The organism is Streptomyces sp. HNM0645, from assembly GCF_030056615.1.
Lineage (GTDB): Bacteria > Actinomycetota > Actinomycetes > Streptomycetales > Streptomycetaceae > Streptomyces > Streptomyces marianii.
The window spans coordinates 38,633-56,773 of record NZ_JASHLT010000036.1; the positions used below are offsets into that span (position 1 = coordinate 38,633).

Below are 18,141 nucleotides of genomic sequence, written 5' to 3' on the forward strand. Positions count from 1 at the left end.
CATCATGCCCCAGCACCGCCACGCCCCGGCCCGCATCTGCCCCTCCTGCGACGGCTTCGCCTCCGCCGCCGTCACCCTCGGCGGCCGCGACCACAACGGCCGGCGCCGCACCATCACCGCCCACTGCCGCACCTGCCAGGGCACCGGCACCATCCCGCCCCTGCGCCAACTCCTCGAGGACGCCGCCGACGCCGCGTTCACCCGCTAACCGTGGCCGACCTCGCGCCCGCCCCCGGCCTGCCGGGCGTGCACATCGCCAAGCCTGCCCGGGACTTCCCCGCGACCGGGTCCTACGCCTGCCGCTGCGGAACCGCCCGCCAGACCACCGGTGACGACAACGTCCGCGACCTGGTCGCCGAGTGGATCGACCACCGCAACACCTGCCCCCACCGCTAACCCGCCGGGGCACCAGCCGCCGTTCTGCCGGCCGGTGCCCCGGCCTCTTACCTCGTCCTCTGGAAGGAGGCCCACCACCGTGACCACGACCGCACCACCCCCACCGCCGCTGCGTGACCTCGCCTTCCTCGCCTCGCTCGGCACCATGCCCGGCCTCATGCGCCAGCTCCGCGGCCTCGGCGGCTGCACCACCCCGATCCGCCTCGACGGCCACCGCACCGACGTCCACACCACCACCGGCGAGATCCTGCACCACCTCACCGCCAGCGACCTGCCCGCCGGACACCTCCTCGTACGCTGCAACAACCGCCGCACCACCCGCTGCCCCACCTGCGCCGAGACCTACCGCCGCGACACCTACCAGCTCATCACCGCAGGCCTGCGAGGCGGCAAGGGCACCCCCGAACGCGTGGCCACCCACCCCCGGGTGTTCGCCACCTTCACCGCCCCCAGCTTCGGCCCCGTCCACAACCGCCCCACCAAGGGCCGCTGCCGCTGCGGCACTCAGCACCCGGCCGACGCACCCGAACTCGGCACACCGCTCGACCCCGACACCTACGACTACGAAGCCGCCGTCCTCTGGAACGCGCACGCCTCCAAGATCTGGGCCCGCTTCTCCATCTATCTGCGCCGTGAAGTCGCCAAGCGCGCCGGCCTCTCGCAACGGGCCTTCAAGGAGCACGCCCGGGTGTCGTTCGCCAAGGTCGCCGAGTACCAGCGCCGCGGCGCCATCCACTTCCACGCCGTGATCCGCCTCGACGGCCCCGACGGCGGCGACACACCGCCCCCGCCCTGGGCGAGCGCCGAACTCCTCACCGACGCCATCCGCGCCGCCACCACCGCCGCCGTGGTGCCCGGCCCCGTCATCGACGGCCGTGCACACACCTTCGCGTTCGGCACCCAGCTCGACATCCGGCCCATCCGCACCGCCGACCTCGACGCAGGCACGGAACTGACCGAACGCGCCGTCGCCGCCTACATCGCCAAGTACGCCACCAAGGGCGCCGAAACAGCGACCGGCACCCTCGACCGCCCCCTCAAGTTCCTCGCCGAACTCGGCCGCAAGTCCATCCCCGAACACGCCCGCCGCCTCATCCGCACCGCCTGGACCCTCGGCGCCCGCAAAGACCTCGAAGATCTCCGCCTCCGCGCCTGGGCCCACATGCTCGGCTTCCGCGGCCACTTCTCCACCAAAACCCGCCGCTACTCCACCACCCTCGGCGCCCTCCGCACCGCCCGCGCCGAATGGCGACGCCTCCAAGCCGCCATCGCCCGCGGCGACCAGGACGCCACTGCCGACCCCGCCGACGACGACACCACCCTCGTCCTCGCCCACTGGGCCTTCGCCGGCACCGGACTCACCCGCAGCGAGGAATGGCTCGCCGCCTCACTCGCACACGACCCGCAGGAAGGAGACACCACCGCATGACCACCGCAACCGCCGAACTGCTCACCGTGCCTGAGGTCATGGCACGGCTCAAGCTCGGCCGCTCCAAGGTCTACGACCTGATCCGCTCACGTCGCCTGACCTCGATCAAGATTGACGGCGCCCGCCGAATCCCCGCCGATGCTGTCCGCGACTTCATCCTCGGCCAGATCGAGGAGGCGGCCTGATGGCCTCCCAGCGCAAGCGCAACCCCAACGGCGCCGGCACCATCACCAAACGGAAGGACGGCCGCTATCAGGCTGCCGTCTACGTTCTCCAGCCGGACGGCACCCGCGCCCGGAAGTTCGCCTACGGCAAGACCTGGGCGGAGTGCGACGTTAAGCGCCGGGAGCTCCTCGACAAGGTGGACCAGGGCGTGCCCGTGCCCACCAAGTCGGCGAAGCTCTCGGAGTGGTTGCCGTATTGGCTGGAGAACATCATCAAGCCGCGCCGGAAGCGCACGACGTTCGCCAAGTACGAGGTACACGTGCGGCTCTACCTGGTTCCCATGCTCGGCTCAAAGCGGCTCGAATCACTGAGCGTTGCCGACGTCCGGCGCCTCCTTGTCCAGCTGGAGAAGAAAACCACCACGGCGACGGCCAAGGAGTCGCATCGGGTGCTGCGTACGGCCCTGACCGCTGCTTGTCGGGAGGAGCTGGTCATGCGCAACGTGGCGACCTTGGTCGAGCCTCCGTCGGTCGACGCCCGCGAGATGTCGCCGTGGTCTCTTGACGAGACGCTCGACTTCCTCGGCGCCGCTCGAAAGGACCCGCTCTATGCGGCCTTCGTGCTGGCCATCGCTCTCGGCTTCCGCCGCGGTGAGATCGTCGGTCTCCGCTGGGAGAACCTCGACCTCGACAAGCGGGAGATCCGGGTTCGCACTCAGCGCCAGCGCGTCCGCGGTGAGGTGTACGAGGACGACCCCAAGGGGCGCCGGCGGAAGCAGACCCTGCCGCTCCCCGCGATCTGCATCGCTCCCCTACGCTGGCAGCGCATGCGGCAGGCTGCTCAGCGCGATCGGGCCGGGGCCGACTGGAACGAGACCGGCTACGTCTTCACCACGCGCACCGGTCAACCGATCGAGCCGCGCAACCTGTACCGCTCGTTCACTCGGGTCGCCGACTCCGCCGGCCTCCGCGTCATCCGGCTGCACGACGCCCGGCACGGCTGCGCGACTCTCCTCACCGCGGCCGGGGTCGCTCCCCGCGTCGTGATGGAGATCCTCGGGCACAGTCAGATCGCCGTGACGATGAACGTCTACACGCACGTCGTCCAGGACACACAGCGCGAGGCTGTCAGCCACATGGACCGGCTACTCAAGCGGCGGCCCGGCCGTGAGTGAACGCCCGCGTTGATGTCAGAAGTAGATGTCAAAGGCCCCCAACCATGATCGGTTGGGGGCCTTCGTGCTGGTGGGCGCGGACGGTTTCGAACCGCCGACATCTGCTTTGTAAGTTCGACCGGCCGACTCACGCATCTGCGGCCGGTCTCACCCCCGCGGCACGACCAATGCGCGAACGAGTACTGACGGGTGTCCTCGTGCGTCTGCGTTGCCGTCAGGTACTGCCGTCACCTCCAGCAACAACCTGAGTACGGGCATCACTGCGCCTTCCGAGCGCAGCTTGCTCTGAGCAGCGACAACGTGTGCCCGCTCGACGCTACCGGGCGGGCCCGGTTGCGGCGTGCAGTACCGCGCTGCTGGCCAGCCAAAGTCCCCCTTTCAAGAGACCTGCGTGGAGTCAGGGAGGAAGCCTGCTGGATCTGCTGGGTGTACGCGGACGGCGCACATCGACGACATTGGCTGACGTGAGGGCGGCAGCAAGCGGTGAAGACGACCACACGGCGGCCGGGCCGAGCTCTGCCCTGTGTCAGTGGTGGGCCCTACCTTGAGAACAGCACCTTCCTCGCATTGCTATCGGGTGGGGGACATCTGTGGCGAACGGCGTCTGGCACGTAGAACTGGGAATCGAGATTGACCTCACGCTTGAGGACCTCGGGCACCCCGAGATGCCCGATCTGTGGGAGGTGCTCTGCAGAGACAGGCGGCCGGTAGGGCAGCGTGGGCTGCAATGCCTGGAATGCCGCGAAGAGCGCCCCCACTGCCCCGAGTGGATGTTCCTACGTATCCGGCGCGGGCAGCGAGAGGCCGTGCACTTCAACTCGTCCGTCGGAAAGCATCCCGCCAAGTCAGAGAGCGATGAGCACAAGGCCCTGAAGGAGCGCATCGCCACGACGGGCGATCGGGAAGGGTTCCGCGTCGTCACCGAAGACCGCGCCAACGACGGTGCCCGACGCACCGATGTCACCGTTATCGGGGATGTCGCCGTCGGATGGGAGATCCAGGTATCGAACATCTCCGAACCCGCGGTGAGACAACGCGCAGCGCTCGCTCGTCGGGACGGTCTCGTCCCCTCTTGGACGACGTCGGCAAAGAAGCTGTCCGAGGTGCTGCGCGGCGCACCATGGTCCTTGATCGTTCCCCGTCCGTGGCAGGAGATCAGAGCCGGACACGAGATCCGCGTAGCTGGTGGCGTGCGCATTCTCGAGATGCTGCACTGCTCCCGCGTTCCAGGCCCCTGCCCGGTGAAGAGGACCGGCAAGTGCAGCAACTTCCACGGCATTTGGGAGGTCTATAACCCGACTCTGGACGACTTAGTCCGCGGTTCAGCTGCCGGGGACTGGGTACCAGTCATCGTTCCGCAGAGCCGCTGGATGAACCGATTTTGGACCAGGCCGGCTGACCGGGACCTCTACGCGGCGAGTGTCGGCGGGCTGCCTACCGAGGACGACCTGATGCAGGGGAACAAGCGGCGGGCCGTCCCGTCCTCCATCAGCGAGCAGGAGATGGAGCGCATCTGCCGGTATGGGCAGGAGAGCGACCATCGATCGCCGCAGCGCGAGGTATTTGACCGGGGGCAGCGGCTCGACGCTTCCGCGGTTACTATCCCTACGCAACGGACATACCAACCCCAGAAGCCGGTGGGTGCAGCCCCTGCCCTGCTGGACTGGAGCGCCAAGTCGCACTGGCTTCCGCAGCCTCAGCCATGCCAGTACTGCGGCAAACCAGCGAGCCTGGTAGATGACCACGGGAGACCCAGCCACAAGGTCTGCAAGGAGAAAGCAGCAGGCTGAGTCGACCCGGGGAGGTGAGGGGGCTTCTGCCCAACTCCCGCACCCTGGCCCGGAGGCTGACAGGGCTCCCTTCCTGCCATACTTGCGTACTCTGTGACATTCATCGTGACGTTGCGCAGCTAGGGGGCGGGATGGCAGCGCCGGGTGTGGGGCCGAGGTACAGCGGGCAGTCGGACCTACTTCGCGTGAGTGCGTCGGATGTGCAAAGGCTGCCTCATGGATGTGGCTTGCATGGAGCGCTGAAGGTGCGTCCCAAGCTCAAACCAACAGACTGGGTGCGCAGACGGGACGACGCACAGACATTTGTCCTCGGCATTGTCCGCGACGTAAGCCTGAGGCTGCACGATGTTCTGAGATCCTCCGACTGGGAATCGCTTAATAGGGCGGTGCAGATCGAGCTATCCCAGTATCAGTTGCACGCCGGAGACAGAAACTACATAGTCCGAGCTATTGAGAATTATCTCAACTGCCATGAAACATCAGAATCTGAACTGGGGACTCTCAGACTCCGAGTGTGTGACCCAATGGTGGTCCCAGACACCAGCTTCCCGTCAAATCAGCTGACGGTCTGGGCACCCGTATACGACAGCGAATCTGGTGTCCGAGAAGTTCGTAAGCTCCGTTTCGGCCAAGCTCGCCCAGCGGCAAAGGATACCGAGACCTGGGCGATCACGGCGGCGCACGTCGCGGGGCTGTTTCGACCTCGAGGGAATTTGGAGCGGATTCGCGTTGTAGAAGTCGGTCTGATTGATGGGTCCATGGAGACCCTATTCGACGGCAGCCCTTCAATGGCAGAGTCGCTGTATGCAGCCAAAGTATTTCCTATAGCGAGAAAGATCGTCACGTCGAATAAGCCAACTCCTGGAAATAGCTGCGGAGGATGCAAAATTGCAGGGTGCTGCACCTCTTTGGAGAAGCTAGACGGGTTTCTCGGACAGTCCCGTAAAGGTCTGGCTACCCGGTCAGTCAGCGCGCGCGACTTGGAGGTCTACGAAAAATGCCCTGCCCAATGGTACTTGATTTCGAATAACTTGCCGCCGGAATCGAATGCACCACCTTCCTCAAGGCGGGGCAGAGTCATCCATGAGTGGCTAGCTAAAGCTCATACGAGCAGCTACGGGTGCGATCCAAGTGATCTCGATGCCATTGACAGTAATTTTCCTCCTGATCTCGATGAAGGCGATTACCTGGACTCTCGTGAATATGTTACGCAGCATGCCGTTATATGCCCACTTAGAGAAGGGGCCCGGGTAATCGGGAGCGAGGTATCGGTATACGGATATGACGCCCAAGCGGATGTTGTAGTTGTCAGCAAGCCTGACTTGCTGTATGTGGATTCTGATGACACCTTCGTGATCAGAGAAACCAAGACGACTACCTTGAGTCTTCCAGGGAATACACAAGAAGCTTTTGACAGGTTCTTCGCGGTACCTTGGCTTCTTAATCTGATCGGTAGTGGGTACCGGGGTCCCTACAAGAGCGACAAAGCGCGGCTTGAGCTGGAAGTTCTGACTTCAGAGGATAGTCGTGTCTTCTCCTGGGACCTTGGCGATGCTCGACTACTGCGCATGGCAAAGGCTGAAGTGCGCCTGCGCGCCAAGAAGTGGCACCGGGATACGACCTGGAATAGCGCTCCCGGCGAGCACTGCCGGCGGTGTCCCGTCCGCGGTTGGTGTCCCGATGCGAACGCGGACGAGGCCGATGATGACCAGTTTCGCCTCCCGTGACTCCTTCAGCCGTTCAGAGCTTCGGTAAGCCGGAGGCATGTGCATCCACTCGGTGCGGCGGCTACCCTAGGAACGATGCTCTGACACCTCGTCGGCGCACATCAGAAGTCGCCGGAGGGGGAGTTGGACGATCTGGAGCGCCCCTCTCCGAAGGGGATGGCCCTTCGGCGGCCAAGCCTCCAGCCGAGGACGCAAGCACGTATCCGCACCTCAACTTCCCCTGCTCTGCCGCGGCACCATGTGGATGTGTACCGGGCATGGGCAGACACCGGGCTGCTCTGCGCGCTCGCGCGCAGGCCAGTCCTGCTCGACAAGATCTTGGATCTCTACGGGGCATCTCTCGTGGTAACTCAGGCAGTTGCCGCGGAGATCAGGCGGCTCTCGGGGACATCCGAAGCGCAGCGTACGCCCCAGACGCGATTGCTGTGCAGCGGTGCCGATACCGTCGTCCGATACCTCAATGATGGACGGATCGCGGAATGCCCCCTTCCGACTGGGTCGGACACGTTCGACACGTTCGACAAACTCGACCAGGTGCTAAGGAAGTTGCGAGGAATCGATGCTGCCGCAGCTGAACGTGCCGGCAGGACCACGGATGCTGTGGCCTCTGCGCACAAGCATGCCGGGGAGACACACAGCATTGTCTGTGCCGCGCGAATCGTAGAGCTCGGGGGCAAGACCGTGCTCCTTACGAATGACGGTGGCGCGATCACAGTCGCGGAGAGCTACGGCATCCCCTGCAAGGATCTCGGGCAGCTCCTGGCCGAGCTCGGGTGCGAAGCTGATCCGATGGACGCTGCAGATCTGTTCAACAGCTTCAACGAGGTGACACGGACGTTCGCTACCGTCCCTGCGTATCGTCAGCCGACTGCCGCAAGTGCTTTCCGCTGCTTGAAGCACGGCGATACATGCCGACTCTGCGGTTGACCAGGTTAACCGATCACTCGCTGGTTCATATCCCACCCGGCCTCGCTCAGCTGCAAGCGAGCGTCCTCGACAGAACCATCAGCGATGACGTCTGCAACAGCTTGCAGACTTACGAGTTGCTCAGCGTAAGCATCGAGGACCTGTTGGGATAGCCGCTCCGAGGGGAAGTTCTGCCCTCGGGTTGAATTCAACTCATCCCACACGGTGGAATTTCCCGAAAGGCGCATCAGGTCGCCGACTTGAGCTGTCTGACAAAACCTCATGAGCGATGTTTCGAAGACGTCTTCTGCGGCTTCACTAAGCGCAATCATCGCGGCGTCGCGGCTCACCCCGTAAGTCAGAACAATGTCCGCAATTAGTGCAGCCGCTTGGACCTTGGTCGAAATTGCTCCGCACTGCTCCAGTTTCCCCAAAAGCGCTTCTTCTGGCAGCAGGAAGTGCCGCGCAAAGGAGTTTGCAATCCTTTCGGGGCGCAGGTCTTGCATTTTTGCGCGGTCGACGATCACTTGGCCGGGATCATTCTGCAGGACGTGACAAAGTTCGTGAGCCAAAGTGAAACGTTGTCTCGACCAAACGTCATTTGAGTTGATTACTACGACCCAGGAAACTTGGTCTCCCCATTTTTCGGGGATTGAGATCCCATGGACCTGGTCTGGTAGTTTCCTGTATTCGACCGGGACGCCGAGGCTCTCAACTAGACCCGTTAGGTCCTCTACTGGCTCAGTCTCGCTGAAGTCTAGGTAGGCCCTCAGGCGCGCGGCAGTTCTCTCGCCGGCGTAACGGTCATGCCAAACCTTCGATGGGGCGAAGCTTGCCACGTCTATGATGGGCTGAGCGCAACCCCAGTCGCGTGTCAGACGATCCGTAGCCAGCAATTTAGTAGCGTGAGAAACGACATCGCTAACGTCGTGAATTCCCTCAACGGTTCCAAGCCGTAGGCTTACTCCCATTGATGGTTCGTCGCCTTGGAGTAGCAAGCCGGGAGCCACTCTGAAAAAGGCGCTCAACAAAGTTGCTTCGTATGCGGAAGGAAGGCGGGAACCAGAAGTCAACGCAGTATATGATTCCTTGGACCCCAGCAGGTCAAGCAGGGTTTCCGGTGTAACGCCTTCACGCGTGACTAGCGTATTAAGGGTGTGCTTGAAACGCTCTTCGCGCGTGCTGGTTGCTGCCATCATCACCCCTTCCGCCGTGTCCTTCAGTCTCGGCCGTCCACATCTACTACCCAGTGTGGCAGAGTCCTTGTACTCGCACAGGCAGCTGCACTGGTCCGCGGACTTGATACAGCTAAGACTAGTGCCCACCACTGACAGTGGCTCTGTCGTGGACGTGCTGTGTGACTGTAGGGAACTGCATGTTGGCAGCGGTAGGGGTCATCCATCCTGACCTGTGCTGTCTGGCAAAGGGGCGTGAGCGTGCCGCTGTACGTTAACCAAGGATGGCGTGCGCCGACCGCCCCAGCGACAGCGTGCTTTCCCTCCCCGCCTGCATGCACGCAGCGCGCCGCCTCCGCGCGCGTGCCCGCGCCGTGCGCGTGCCTTGAGGCGGCAGGGAAAGTTGCGCCGCCATAGCTCTCGAACCAGGCACGCCTGACCCCAGGCACGGGAGGATGCCATGGCACGCTTGTGCGTGACGACGAGCACGAGAAGGGAGAGCGCGTGTCGCAGGAGGCCAGCCCTCGCGGAACCTTCCTCAAGATCGCCGATGTAGTGAAGGCGGAGATCGACGCCAAGCCAGAGATGGCCGAGCTGCCGTCAGCTGTGGAGCTCATGCGCGAGCATGGCGTCTCACGCGGCGTCGCGCTGCGCGTCTTTGGCGTGCTTGAGAGGGAGGGGCGTGCCGAGCGAGTGCCAGGAGGGCGGTGGCGCGTCGTTCGTCCGGGGCAGGACCGGGACCGCCGTCCGCTGGCCGAGCTGGTCGCTGAGGTGATTCGTTCGGACAACCTGAACGTGGGAGACAGGTTCCCCAGCACAAGCACCCTGGCTACACGGTTCAGTGTCTCACGCCCAACGGTGGCCAAAGCGCTCGACAAGCTCGAAGCAGCCGGCCTGCTGTCGGCGAGCCAGCAGGGAAAGCAGCGAACTGTACTGGCCCTGCCGGGCCGAGAGGAGCGTTCGTAGCGTGAGCAGCGCGGGACTGACCGACTGGGCCTATCCGCTCGCGGAGTCGTTGCTCGCCGAGCCGCTACCGCGGCGGTGGGCGCACTCGCTCGGGGTCGCCGAGCGTGCTCGGGTCATCGCGCCGATCTTGGGCGACGATGCCGAGCTGCTGGAGGCCGCGGCGGTGCTCCATGACATCGGCTACTCCCCCGACCTTGCCAAGACCGGATTCCATCCGCTCGACGGAGCCCGGCACCTGCGGGACGTCGCCAACGCTGATGCTCGCGTGACCCGTCTCGTGGCTCATCACTCCTGTGCCTGGATGGAGGCTGAGGCCCGGGGCCTGCGCGAGGAACTGGAATCCGAGTTCCCACGGGAGGATGCGGAGCTCTCCGACGCGCTCTGCTTCTGCGATATGAATACGACGCCGGACGGGACCCCGACGAATCCCGTCGACCGCGTGAACGAGATCGCGGGGCGGTACGGGTCGGACAGCCTGATCGGCACGTTCATCCGGCGCGCTGAGCCGGAGATCCTGGCCTGCACTGCCCGTGTGCTCGAACGGGTCGCCACGCTGAAGCGTCAGCCGATGTAGGGAGCCGTACGGGTCCGGTCCATGGCGTGCTCGATACGGAGCCGCATCGTGGGGTGGATGTCGAGTTCTGCCAGGTCTGCCGGGGCCACCCAGCGGACCTGTGTCGTCTCGTTGCTCGTACGCACGTCCCCGCCGATGGGTCGGGCGCGGAAGCAGATGCTGAACTGCTGGCGCGCCTCGCCGTCGTCGTACAGCATCACGTGACCCGGGTCGGTGTAGATCCCCGACATGTCGACGACTTCGGCCTTGATTCCGGTCTCTTCCCAGACCTCTCGCACGACCGTGTCGCTGATGGATTCTCCGACGTCGTGGCCGCCACCGGGGAGCGCCCAGCGGCCGTTGTCGGACCGTTGGATGACCAGCACCTCGCCTGCGTCGTTCTGCAAGAACGCCACGACGGACGGAACCACCGAGTTGGCCGGCGGGGCTTCGGGGTCGTGAAGGTAGTCGATGCGTCCCATGCTCAGGCTCCCGTGAGGTCGTGTTCCGTCACCTGGCGCGCGCCTCCCCAGGTCTGCTCGATGCTATTCGCGTACGTGTCGAAGAGGCCGCCGCCTGGTAGGCGCCGTAGGTGCAGGACGGGTGCCATATACGCGCCGATGCCGTAGACGTGGGTGTTCACGAGCATCTCGTCATCGGCACGGAACAGCGAGTTGTAGAGCGTCGCGTCGTGGAGACGGAAGCCGATGTCCGGGTGGCTCTGGAACAGCGGGCGGTAGTTCATCAGCGCGTTGCGGATCTTGCCGTCCATGATCTGGTGGCCCTCGTCTATGCCACGCTGCTTCACCGCCGCGCAGTCGGGGTCCCCGAGCAGGATGCGCACCTGAGCGTTCCCCTGCGTCTTGGTCTTGAGCAGGTCGTGAAAGAGCGGATCCTCCGAGAGCCACAGTCCGGAGTAGACGAGCACGTCGACATGCGACGTAGCCCGGCCGTAGATCTCCCGCCACAGGCCGGCGGGCACCATGTGCCGATGCGGGTAGACCGTCACGATCTCCGCTTTGCTCAAGTCGGTGGCGCTATCCACCATGCGGGAGTCCTCCCACAGGGTCGTCACCTCGACTTTGAGCACGGACGCGGTCGCGTACTGATGTCTCCTGTACGGGACTTTCCCCTGCGTGATCCAGCGCTCAACCGTCTTCGGGTTGACCTCGATCGCTTCGGCCAGGTCCTGCACGGTCATGCCTTGGGCCAAGAGGGCGGACCGTAAGCGCTCGTTGGACACCTCAACCCCCGGTGGGACATCTAGGGACGTCCTGACGGTAGCGAGATGACCCCCAGGTGTCCATGCGCGAGGTGAACAACGCCCCCCACCTGCACCGATTCTGATGGTGCGCCAAGAAGTCCCGGCGCGAGGAGCGGGGAGTCCGCCGTCAGACTTGACGGAGCTCAATGCAGTACCTGTAATAGAGGTACTGCATCGAGCCTACGGCTCGACGTTCCCAGCAACACCTGAGGGGCCTTCTTTGGGCTGCTCATCAGCAGAGGGCGGGGACGCTGCAATCCCGCTAAAGGCCAGGTGAAACAGGGTTTCGACCCGTACTGGCGAGGTGGCCCGGTGACCGCGAGCAACGGCCGGAGAGTGGGGAGGAAGCCCCCCTTGCAGTGCGCCACCCCAAATGACTGGCGAGAAGAGGAGTTCTGATGCGGCAGTTAAGTACCTGGGCGCTGCTTGTGCTGGACCGGCACGGGCGGTGATGCCCTTCGCGTCTGCCTGATCCGCCGTGCAACGCACCGGGATAGCCGGTGACTCGCGGACTCAGGTCACCTGCGCGGCGCATGCCGCGGCCGGTTGCCTCCCTCGCCCGTCCGGCGCTCCCGCCGTACGGGCGAGGCGTGGGGAGCTGGAATCCGCTGGCTCTACCAACCGCGCCGCCCGGAGCTGCAACTCCGAGCGGCGCCTACAGGCACCTATATGGAGGTCCCTGTGATCACCAGTCTGACAGAGGCAGAGCGGGCCGAGCTGGCCCGGAGGGCCGCTGAGGCGAACAAGCGCAGCGCGGACAACGCCCGTATGCAGGGATGCCGGTGAGCGGCCAGCACCAGCGGGACGAGCGGCCGCCGCTTCCGGTGCGGCCCCCGCGACCGCATCCGCACGCAGCGGCCGGCGGCCGCTGAGCTGATCCGTACTCCCTGATTCCCGACAACGGCGTGCGCCCCCGGAGCGGCTACTCCGGGGGCGCTTCGGGCCGTACCCCGTGGAGAGGAACCACGACCCATGAAGCACATGGAAGCACGTCAGGCGGCCGTTACAGCCATCGCTGGCGACCGTGAGCCGACCGGCGCGGAGCTGGACGCGATCGAGCGGGAGATGCCGTTGATCGCGGCGGAGGTCGAGTTGCTGGATGCCCTGATCGTGACGCTGGACAGTGCGGCCACGGTGCTGGACGAGCGGCGTATCCGCCGGGCCCGTAACCGGGTGCTGGCCGCGCGGCGGGACCTCGCCAACCGCACGGCCGGCGTGCCCGGCGGACCGGTGGTGGCATGATGCCGACCGCCCAGATGTCCAGTAGCGGCGGGCCGTGGCGCCTGTACGTCGCGCTGATGGGCGCCACCGAGTGGCCCGACTTTCGTTGGGAGCGGCCAGCCCCGGTGCCCACGATCGCCGAGCGCCGGGCGGTCCTCGCCTCGCTTGGCTACGAGCCGGTCCCCGGCTCCGAGTGGTCGTGGATCGAGGACACCGCCGCCTATGGCGACGACGCCTCACCTGTGCTGCTGATCGCTGCCATCGACGTGCGGGAGTCCACGGGCGGTGCGTCATGAACCGCCTCGGCAAGGGGCTGCTCGTGCTCGCCCTGGTCGCCGTCGTCGCGATGGCGTTCCGGGTGTCGTGGAACGCGCTACGGGACGTCGCCACGGCGACGGGCGCGGACGCTACCGCGGCGACGCTGTACCCGTTCGTCGTCGATGGCCTCATGGCTCTCGCGCTGGTCGCCACCCTGGTGCTGACTGGGGACGCGCGACGGTTCGCGTTGCGGGTGCTGGCCACCTACACGCTCGCCTCGCTGGTCCTGAACTACGTGCACGGGCTGGTGCCGGAGTTGCACGGTCGATCGGTCGACTGGGGTCGACTTGCCGATTGGGACCCGGCGAACTGGGCCCTGGTCCTGCTCGCCACATCGCTGCCGGTCGGCTCGATCTACTTCGGCTCGGACCTGGTCGCCAAGGTCCTGCACCACCGACCGGACCCGACCCCGACACCTGCCGAATCGGCAGAAATCAGCGCTAATCGGTCGACGGCTGACCTGGGCGAACACGCTGAGCTGCCCGCCGCACGGGTCGAGGAACTGCCTGCCCGACCGGTCGAGCCGGTTCCGGCGGTGGTCGAGGAGAGCGAGCCGGTGCCGGTCGGTGCGGTCGCGGCCGAGCAGCCGCGGGTACGTCGGGCGACCGGTCGAGTGCCGGTGGTCGCCCGGTCGAGTCGACCGGTCCGCACGGCCGAGGAACTGCTGATCGAGGCCCGCGAAGCGACCGCCGGTTGGGCGATCGAGAAGCTGACGGCCGAGGGCATCCGCAAGGCCGTACGCACATCACCAGCCAAGGCCCGGGGGCTGCGCGAGACGCTGCGCGCCGAGCGCACCACGCGCGCCGAGCCGCTGCCGGTGTCTGAGGGCGTCTGATGCGGCTGACGCGTGCCGACTGCCTCGACCCCGAGGGCGAGCGGTTCGGCCTCCCCACCTTCCCGTGGCGGTGCGCGCCGGACGGCTACGCCACCCGCCGACAACTCCGGGCCGCGGGACTTCGCCCCGGCGGGCAGCCGGTAGCGGCCCAGTGACTGCGGCCGCGCCGGCGCCGGGGGCCGCTGGTCGCCTACCTCTACCGCGTTGACCACGCCGTGCCCGTGCGCCCGATGACCCCGGGCCAGTGGGCGGCTCTGGCCAAGGCCAACGCCACACGGCGTCAGTGTCCCGGCTGCGGGCGCGACGCCGGATACGTCCTCCCCGCTGCGCTGGGCACCTGCGTGCCCTGCGCCTATCCCGAAGGGACCAGCGATGGAATCGCTGCCTGACCTCGCCCGTGTGGTGCAGCTCCCCGACGGCACCCACGTCTACGTCGACCCCGCCCACCTGCCCGCCGCCTACTCCGGGCCTCAGGTCGTTCACCAGCACGTGCACCAGGCGCCGCCAGACCGGACGGTGCAGCGCATCGCGCTCGGCTCCGGGGTCGGCGCCGGAGCGGTCGCGGCCGGCGTCTACTTCGGCCCGCTGCTGGTCGGCGCACTCACCGCCATGGCCGCCAACCTCGCCCTCCTCGCCCTGCTCGCCGCCGTGTGCGCGTGGGGCGTCGTCACCGTCGTGAAGTCGGTCGCCGGCACCGAGGGCAAGGCGGCCGCGAAGAGCATGCGCAAAGTCCGCCGCCGGCGCTGACGGCTGCCTGCGGTTCCCGCCCGGTGCGGGAGCCGTGGGGAGCCGGACAGTCCGGCCCCGGGCAGGAGACAGACCGTGGCGCGTGAACCCAAGCTCACCACTGGCGAGAAGGCGAAGGTCGCCTGGTACGTGGCCCGGATGGCCAAGCGCGGCATCGCCGACGACCGCCTCACCGGCGGCCGCGTCCACCAGCGCGACCTGGAACGCAAAGTCGAGCGGGTCATCGAGCAGGCCCGCACCCGCGAAGAACAGCGCGACGCCAAGAACAACCGCCGCCGCAAGTAGCTGTGCCCCGGGGCGGCCGTATCGCCGGCAAGCATCCCGGCCGCCCCGGGCCCCTGACCACCCCTTTCTGAGCAGCAGGAGACACCCAGCATGACCGACACATCTGCGGGCCCGCACCTGCAGCCTGTACCTGAGATAGACCATGCCGACGATGCGCCGGCTGTGCCGGTGCCGGTCGACAACCCCGCCGTGCCGGACCCGAAGGTGCGGATCGAGAAGCGCAAGCCGGTCCTCGCCACGTGGCTGACGAACCGGCGCGACTTCGCCGCCACCGCCCGCCACAGCATCGCGAACGCCGGGTACGCGACGCTGTATCACGGGGTGCGGCTGCCGGTGTATGCCGGACGCCTCGCCCTCATGTCACCCCGCGGCGCCTGCCGCTTCGTCGCCACGACGAACCGGTGGGTGTGGGACCGCGAAGCCGCACCCCTGCGGTCGTACGCGGTGCAGACCGAGGACATCGACGAGTACATGCGCCTCGCCCGGCTCCGCGCCGGCCGCATCCGCCTACGGGGCCTGGTCACGCTCGTGGCAGCGGTGTTCGGGGTCGGGTTCGCCCTCTACCTCTACGTCATGGCCCCGGCGTTCCTGTACGCGTTCGCCGCCGGCGGCGTCCTCCTCCTCGGCCTCGGGGGGCAGCAGCCGGACGCGCCGGTCGTGGGGCCGGCGGTGTTGAAGACCGAGGTGCAGAAGCTCACCGGCAGCATCGTCCTGCGCGGGCTCGATTCGATCGGGAACGCGAAGATCACCGCCGCGATCAAGAAGGGCGGTGACATGAACGGCCTCAGGTTCGTCTCCGAGATCGTGCGAGACGGGCCCGGCTACCGCGCCGACCTCGATCTCCCCTACGGAGTCACACCCGAGGACATCATGGAGGCCCGCAAGCCCCTCGCCTCAGGTCTCCGCCGCAAGACCGGATGCGTCTGGCCCTCGCCCGATCCGGAGCAGCACGAAGGGCGCCTGGTGCTGTGGGTGGGCGACAAGCCCATGAACGAGACGTCGAAGCCGGCATGGCCGCTGGCCAAGTCGGGGACGGTGGACCTGTTCCGGCCGGTGGTGTTCGGCAACGACCAGCGCATGCGCGACGTCGCCGTCACGCTCATGTTCGCCTCGGTGGTCGTAGGGTCCATCCCCCGCATGGGCAAGACGTTCCTCATGCGGCTGTTCCTGCTCATCGCCGCACTTGACCCGCGCTCCGAGGTGCACGCGTTCGACTTCAAGGGCACCGGCGACTTCGGCGCCCTCGAACCCGTCTGCCACCGCTACCGCGCCGGCGAGGAGGACAACGACATCGAGTACGTCCTCGAGGCGCTGCGGGAGTTGAAGGAGGAGCTGCGGCGGCGGGCGAAGGTCATCAAGTCCCTGCCCCGCTCCCGGTGCCCGGAGTCGAAGGTCACCCCGGAGCTGGCGGGTGACAAGGGCCTTGGTCTGCACCCGATCGTGGTCGGGTTCGACGAGTGCCAAGTCGCGTTCGAGCATGAGGAGCGCGGCAAGGAGATCGAGGCCATCTGCACCGACCTGGTCAAGCGCGGTCCCGCGCTCGGGATCGTAGCCATGTTCGGCACCCAGCGCCCCGACGCCAAGTCCCTGCCCACTGGCATCAGCGCCAACGCGGTCCTGCGGTTCTGCCTGAAGGTCATGGGGCAGCCCGCCAACGACATGGTGCTCGGGACCTCGATGCACAAGTCCGGGTACCGGGCGACCATGTTCTCCCGGTCCGATCGGGGCATTTGCTGGATGGCCGGTGAGGGCGACGATCCGCGCATCGTCGCGTCGGCGTTCGTGGACGCGGTTGCCGCGGAACGCATCGTCGCCCGGGCCCGCGTCGCACGGGAGGAGTACGGGAACGTCACTGGCCACGCCATCGGTCAAGGCCCCGAGAAGACTGGGACCGGGTCGGACATCCTCGCCGACGTCCTCAACGTCATCGCGAGCGAGGAGAAGGCCGTGTGGTGCGAGCGCATCGCCACCCGGCTCGCCGCCGCGCAGCCCGAGACGTACGGCGGTTGGCAAGGCGAGAACGTCACCGCCGCGCTCAAGCCCTGGGGCATCAAGCCGGGCCAGGTGTGGGGCCAGACCGACGAAAGCGAAGGGGCGAACAGGCGGGGCATCAAACGCGCCGACGTCACCGCCGCCATCACTCGCCGTAACGCCGACCGGGCCGCCGCCTGACCCGAGTAGCGCCGCTAGACCTAGCACCCCAGCTTGCTAGGTCTAGCGGCCCCACTAGCGCGCCCTACCGCCGCTGATCAGCGAACTAGTACCTAGCGGCCCACCTGCAGAAACCCCCGAAACCCGCCCTGAGAGGGGAGGTGACACCCTATGGCTCTCGCTAGCCTCGCCATCCTGCTCACGCTCGCCGGTTACGCAGCGTTGTGCGCGGTCAGCCCGTTCGAGCCCTGCCGCAAATGCCGTGGGACCGGCATCCGCACCGTCCGCCGCCGGACCGTCAAGGTCTGCCGACGCTGCCGAGGCGCCCGCTACCGACTCCGCATCGGCCGCCGCCTGCTCAACACCGGACGCACCATCCACCGCAGCGGCAGCCGCTGATCAAACGCGTGGGACCGGTGGTCACCCCCTAACCGTGGACTCGCCGAAGCAAATGCTCGCCAGCGCGACCACCGGTCCGTGTCCCCAAGCTTGCGAGCACCCGGGGCGCAAGCAGCATCCAGCCACCTCCACCCGCCGTCAAAGGAGTTTCCGGCATGGCCGTAACCGTCTCGCTCGTCCTGCTCTTCGGGCTCGTGCTGTTCTCCCTGCTCCGCTCGAACAGCCTCGGAGCCGGCAGCGCGTTCACCGCCGCCGGGTTCGGCTTCTTCCTCGCCTCCACCGGCGCCGCCGAACCCATCAACAACCTCATCACCGCCGTGATCAGCGCCATCCCGGCCCTGTGACCGGGCCCGGCAGGTTCGAGATCCGGATCATCTGCCACCCGGCGGACGCCGACCGCATCACTGCCACGCTCGCCGGTGCTTTCACCACCGGCCCCGTCCGGCAGTACCCGGCCCGCGACGGCCGACAAATCCGGCTCTACGTCACCGCGACCGAACGCGCCTCCGCGCCGGTCCTGCGGCTCGTGCCCCCGGACCGCTAGAACCCGCACAACCGAGGGCGGCCCCCGTCTCGCCAAAGCCTGAGGCCGCCCTCGTTCCACCCGTCGTCAACAGACCTGTGGAGGTCTCCCAGCATG

22 protein-coding genes and 1 pseudogene are annotated in these 18,141 nt (G+C 66.7%); 20 read left to right on the forward strand and 3 right to left on the reverse strand.

Annotated elements, in window-relative coordinates; translation table 11 throughout:
* The first annotated feature begins 4 nt into the window (after positions 1–4).
* From QMZ92_RS23645 to QMZ92_RS23680, 8 genes are all read left to right on the forward strand, one after another.
* Complete coding sequence (locus tag QMZ92_RS23645) at positions 5–208, forward strand: hypothetical protein (protein WP_283299445.1); 204 nt, start codon at positions 5–7, stop codon at positions 206–208.
* A 2-nt stretch (positions 209–210) separates the two neighbouring features.
* Positions 211–396, forward strand: coding sequence for a hypothetical protein (locus QMZ92_RS23650; RefSeq protein ID WP_283299447.1), 186 nt, complete (start codon positions 211–213; stop codon positions 394–396).
* Positions 397–541: 145 nt separating this feature from the next.
* Positions 542–1,825 (forward strand): replication initiator, encoded by a 1,284-nt coding sequence (locus QMZ92_RS23655; RefSeq protein WP_283299528.1) that lies wholly within the window; start codon positions 542–544, stop codon positions 1,823–1,825.
* Positions 1,822–2,010 (forward strand): helix-turn-helix domain-containing protein, encoded by a 189-nt coding sequence (locus tag QMZ92_RS23660; RefSeq protein WP_283299449.1) that lies wholly within the window; start codon positions 1,822–1,824, stop codon positions 2,008–2,010. The genes QMZ92_RS23655 and QMZ92_RS23660 overlap by 4 nt, the downstream gene beginning before the upstream one ends.
* A complete protein-coding gene (locus QMZ92_RS23665) occupies positions 2,010–3,164 on the forward strand; it encodes a site-specific integrase (protein ID WP_283299451.1) in 1,155 nt (384 codons plus the stop codon). Before QMZ92_RS23660 ends, QMZ92_RS23665 begins: the two co-directional genes overlap by 1 nt.
* A gap of 590 nt (positions 3,165–3,754) precedes the next feature.
* Positions 3,755–4,954 carry a competence protein CoiA family protein gene (locus QMZ92_RS23670; protein WP_283299452.1) on the forward strand — a complete coding sequence of 400 codons (1,200 nt, stop codon included), beginning with the start codon at positions 3,755–3,757 and terminating at the stop codon, positions 4,952–4,954.
* A gap of 245 nt (positions 4,955–5,199) precedes the next feature.
* Positions 5,200–6,681 carry a PD-(D/E)XK nuclease family protein gene (locus tag QMZ92_RS23675; protein WP_283299454.1) on the forward strand — a complete coding sequence of 494 codons (1,482 nt, stop codon included), beginning with the start codon at positions 5,200–5,202 and terminating at the stop codon, positions 6,679–6,681.
* A 246-nt stretch (positions 6,682–6,927) separates the two neighbouring features.
* Entirely contained in the window at positions 6,928–7,608 is a 681-nt protein-coding gene (locus QMZ92_RS23680) for a nitrogenase component 1 family protein (RefSeq protein ID WP_283299456.1), read from the forward strand.
* Positions 7,609–7,613: 5 nt separating this feature from the next.
* Here QMZ92_RS23680 and QMZ92_RS23685 read toward each other — a convergent pair whose 3' ends face one another.
* Positions 7,614–8,783 carry an ImmA/IrrE family metallo-endopeptidase gene (locus tag QMZ92_RS23685; protein ID WP_283299458.1) on the reverse strand — a complete coding sequence of 390 codons (1,170 nt, stop codon included), beginning with the start codon at positions 8,781–8,783 and terminating at the stop codon, positions 7,614–7,616.
* Positions 8,784–9,266: 483 nt separating this feature from the next.
* On the opposite strand from QMZ92_RS23685, the gene QMZ92_RS23690 reads away from it, so the two are divergent.
* Both QMZ92_RS23690 and QMZ92_RS23695 read left to right on the forward strand, forming a co-directional pair.
* Entirely contained in the window at positions 9,267–9,728 is a 462-nt protein-coding gene (locus tag QMZ92_RS23690) for a GntR family transcriptional regulator (protein ID WP_138057747.1), read from the forward strand.
* Position 9,729: 1 nt separating this feature from the next.
* Positions 9,730–10,302, forward strand: coding sequence for an HD domain-containing protein (locus tag QMZ92_RS23695; RefSeq protein WP_138055518.1), 573 nt, complete (start codon positions 9,730–9,732; stop codon positions 10,300–10,302).
* Here QMZ92_RS23695 and QMZ92_RS23700 read toward each other — a convergent pair.
* Positions 10,290–10,763, reverse strand: coding sequence for an NUDIX domain-containing protein (locus tag QMZ92_RS23700; RefSeq protein WP_138055517.1), 474 nt, complete (start codon positions 10,761–10,763; stop codon positions 10,290–10,292). The genes QMZ92_RS23695 and QMZ92_RS23700 overlap by 13 nt on opposite strands.
* 2 nt (positions 10,764–10,765) lie before the next feature.
* Entirely contained in the window at positions 10,766–11,482 is a 717-nt protein-coding gene (locus QMZ92_RS23705; RefSeq protein WP_283299529.1) for a helix-turn-helix domain-containing protein, read from the reverse strand.
* Positions 11,483–12,517: 1,035 nt separating this feature from the next.
* Between QMZ92_RS23705 and QMZ92_RS23710 the strand changes: the two genes are divergently transcribed.
* From QMZ92_RS23710 to QMZ92_RS23755, 10 genes and pseudogenes are all read left to right on the forward strand, one after another.
* The gene (locus QMZ92_RS23710) at positions 12,518–12,787 is read left to right on the forward strand and encodes a DUF6284 family protein (protein ID WP_283299461.1); all 270 of its coding nucleotides are present in this window, start codon (positions 12,518–12,520) and stop codon (positions 12,785–12,787) included.
* Positions 12,784–13,062 (forward strand): DUF6303 family protein, encoded by a 279-nt coding sequence (locus QMZ92_RS23715; protein WP_283299463.1) that lies wholly within the window; start codon positions 12,784–12,786, stop codon positions 13,060–13,062. The genes QMZ92_RS23710 and QMZ92_RS23715 overlap by 4 nt, the downstream gene beginning before the upstream one ends.
* Entirely contained in the window at positions 13,059–13,919 is an 861-nt protein-coding gene (locus tag QMZ92_RS23720; RefSeq protein WP_283299465.1) for a DUF2637 domain-containing protein, read from the forward strand. Before QMZ92_RS23715 ends, QMZ92_RS23720 begins: the two co-directional genes overlap by 4 nt.
* Positions 13,919–14,308, forward strand: a pseudogene (locus QMZ92_RS23725) (RRQRL motif-containing zinc-binding protein). Before QMZ92_RS23720 ends, QMZ92_RS23725 begins: the two are co-directional and overlap by 1 nt.
* Positions 14,292–14,666 (forward strand): DUF6251 family protein, encoded by a 375-nt coding sequence (locus QMZ92_RS23730; RefSeq protein WP_283299467.1) that lies wholly within the window; start codon positions 14,292–14,294, stop codon positions 14,664–14,666. The pseudogene QMZ92_RS23725 and the gene QMZ92_RS23730 overlap by 17 nt, the downstream one beginning before the upstream one ends.
* Before the next feature lie 75 nt (positions 14,667–14,741).
* The gene (locus QMZ92_RS23735; protein WP_283299468.1) at positions 14,742–14,951 is read left to right on the forward strand and encodes a DUF6257 family protein; all 210 of its coding nucleotides are present in this window, start codon (positions 14,742–14,744) and stop codon (positions 14,949–14,951) included.
* A gap of 90 nt (positions 14,952–15,041) precedes the next feature.
* Positions 15,042–17,123, forward strand: coding sequence for a cell division protein FtsK (locus tag QMZ92_RS23740; RefSeq protein WP_283299470.1), 2,082 nt, complete (start codon positions 15,042–15,044; stop codon positions 17,121–17,123).
* A gap of 150 nt (positions 17,124–17,273) precedes the next feature.
* Positions 17,274–17,501, forward strand: coding sequence for a hypothetical protein (locus QMZ92_RS23745; RefSeq protein WP_283299472.1), 228 nt, complete (start codon positions 17,274–17,276; stop codon positions 17,499–17,501).
* Positions 17,502–17,656: 155 nt separating this feature from the next.
* A complete protein-coding gene (locus tag QMZ92_RS23750) occupies positions 17,657–17,845 on the forward strand; it encodes a hypothetical protein (RefSeq protein WP_283299474.1) in 189 nt (62 codons plus the stop codon).
* Positions 17,842–18,045 (forward strand): hypothetical protein, encoded by a 204-nt coding sequence (locus tag QMZ92_RS23755; protein WP_283299476.1) that lies wholly within the window; start codon positions 17,842–17,844, stop codon positions 18,043–18,045. Before QMZ92_RS23750 ends, QMZ92_RS23755 begins: the two co-directional genes overlap by 4 nt.
* The last annotated feature ends 96 nt before the right edge of the window (positions 18,046–18,141 follow it).

Coding starts and splice junctions, on each gene's coding strand:
- QMZ92_RS23645 (WP_283299445.1), top strand. CDS start 5: ATGCCCCAGCACCGCCACGCCCCGGCCCGCATCTGCCCCTCCTGCGAC.
- QMZ92_RS23660 (WP_283299449.1), top strand. CDS start 1,822: ATGACCACCGCAACCGCCGAACTGCTCACCGTGCCTGAGGTCATGGCA.
- QMZ92_RS23705 (WP_283299529.1), bottom strand. CDS start 11,482: ATGACCGTGCAGGACCTGGCCGAAGCGATCGAGGTCAACCCGAAGACG.
- QMZ92_RS23750 (WP_283299474.1), top strand. CDS start 17,657: ATGGCCGTAACCGTCTCGCTCGTCCTGCTCTTCGGGCTCGTGCTGTTC.
- QMZ92_RS23715 (WP_283299463.1), top strand. CDS start 12,784: ATGATGCCGACCGCCCAGATGTCCAGTAGCGGCGGGCCGTGGCGCCTG.
- QMZ92_RS23730 (WP_283299467.1), top strand. CDS start 14,292: ATGGAATCGCTGCCTGACCTCGCCCGTGTGGTGCAGCTCCCCGACGGC.
- QMZ92_RS23685 (WP_283299458.1), bottom strand. CDS start 8,783: ATGGCAGCAACCAGCACGCGCGAAGAGCGTTTCAAGCACACCCTTAAT.
- QMZ92_RS23710 (WP_283299461.1), top strand. CDS start 12,518: ATGAAGCACATGGAAGCACGTCAGGCGGCCGTTACAGCCATCGCTGGC.
- QMZ92_RS23700 (WP_138055517.1), bottom strand. CDS start 10,763: ATGGGACGCATCGACTACCTTCACGACCCCGAAGCCCCGCCGGCCAAC.
- QMZ92_RS23745 (WP_283299472.1), top strand. CDS start 17,274: ATGGCTCTCGCTAGCCTCGCCATCCTGCTCACGCTCGCCGGTTACGCA.
- QMZ92_RS23740 (WP_283299470.1), top strand. CDS start 15,042: ATGACCGACACATCTGCGGGCCCGCACCTGCAGCCTGTACCTGAGATA.
- QMZ92_RS23720 (WP_283299465.1), top strand. CDS start 13,059: ATGAACCGCCTCGGCAAGGGGCTGCTCGTGCTCGCCCTGGTCGCCGTC.
- QMZ92_RS23655 (WP_283299528.1), top strand. CDS start 542: ATGCCCGGCCTCATGCGCCAGCTCCGCGGCCTCGGCGGCTGCACCACC.
- QMZ92_RS23665 (WP_283299451.1), top strand. CDS start 2,010: ATGGCCTCCCAGCGCAAGCGCAACCCCAACGGCGCCGGCACCATCACC.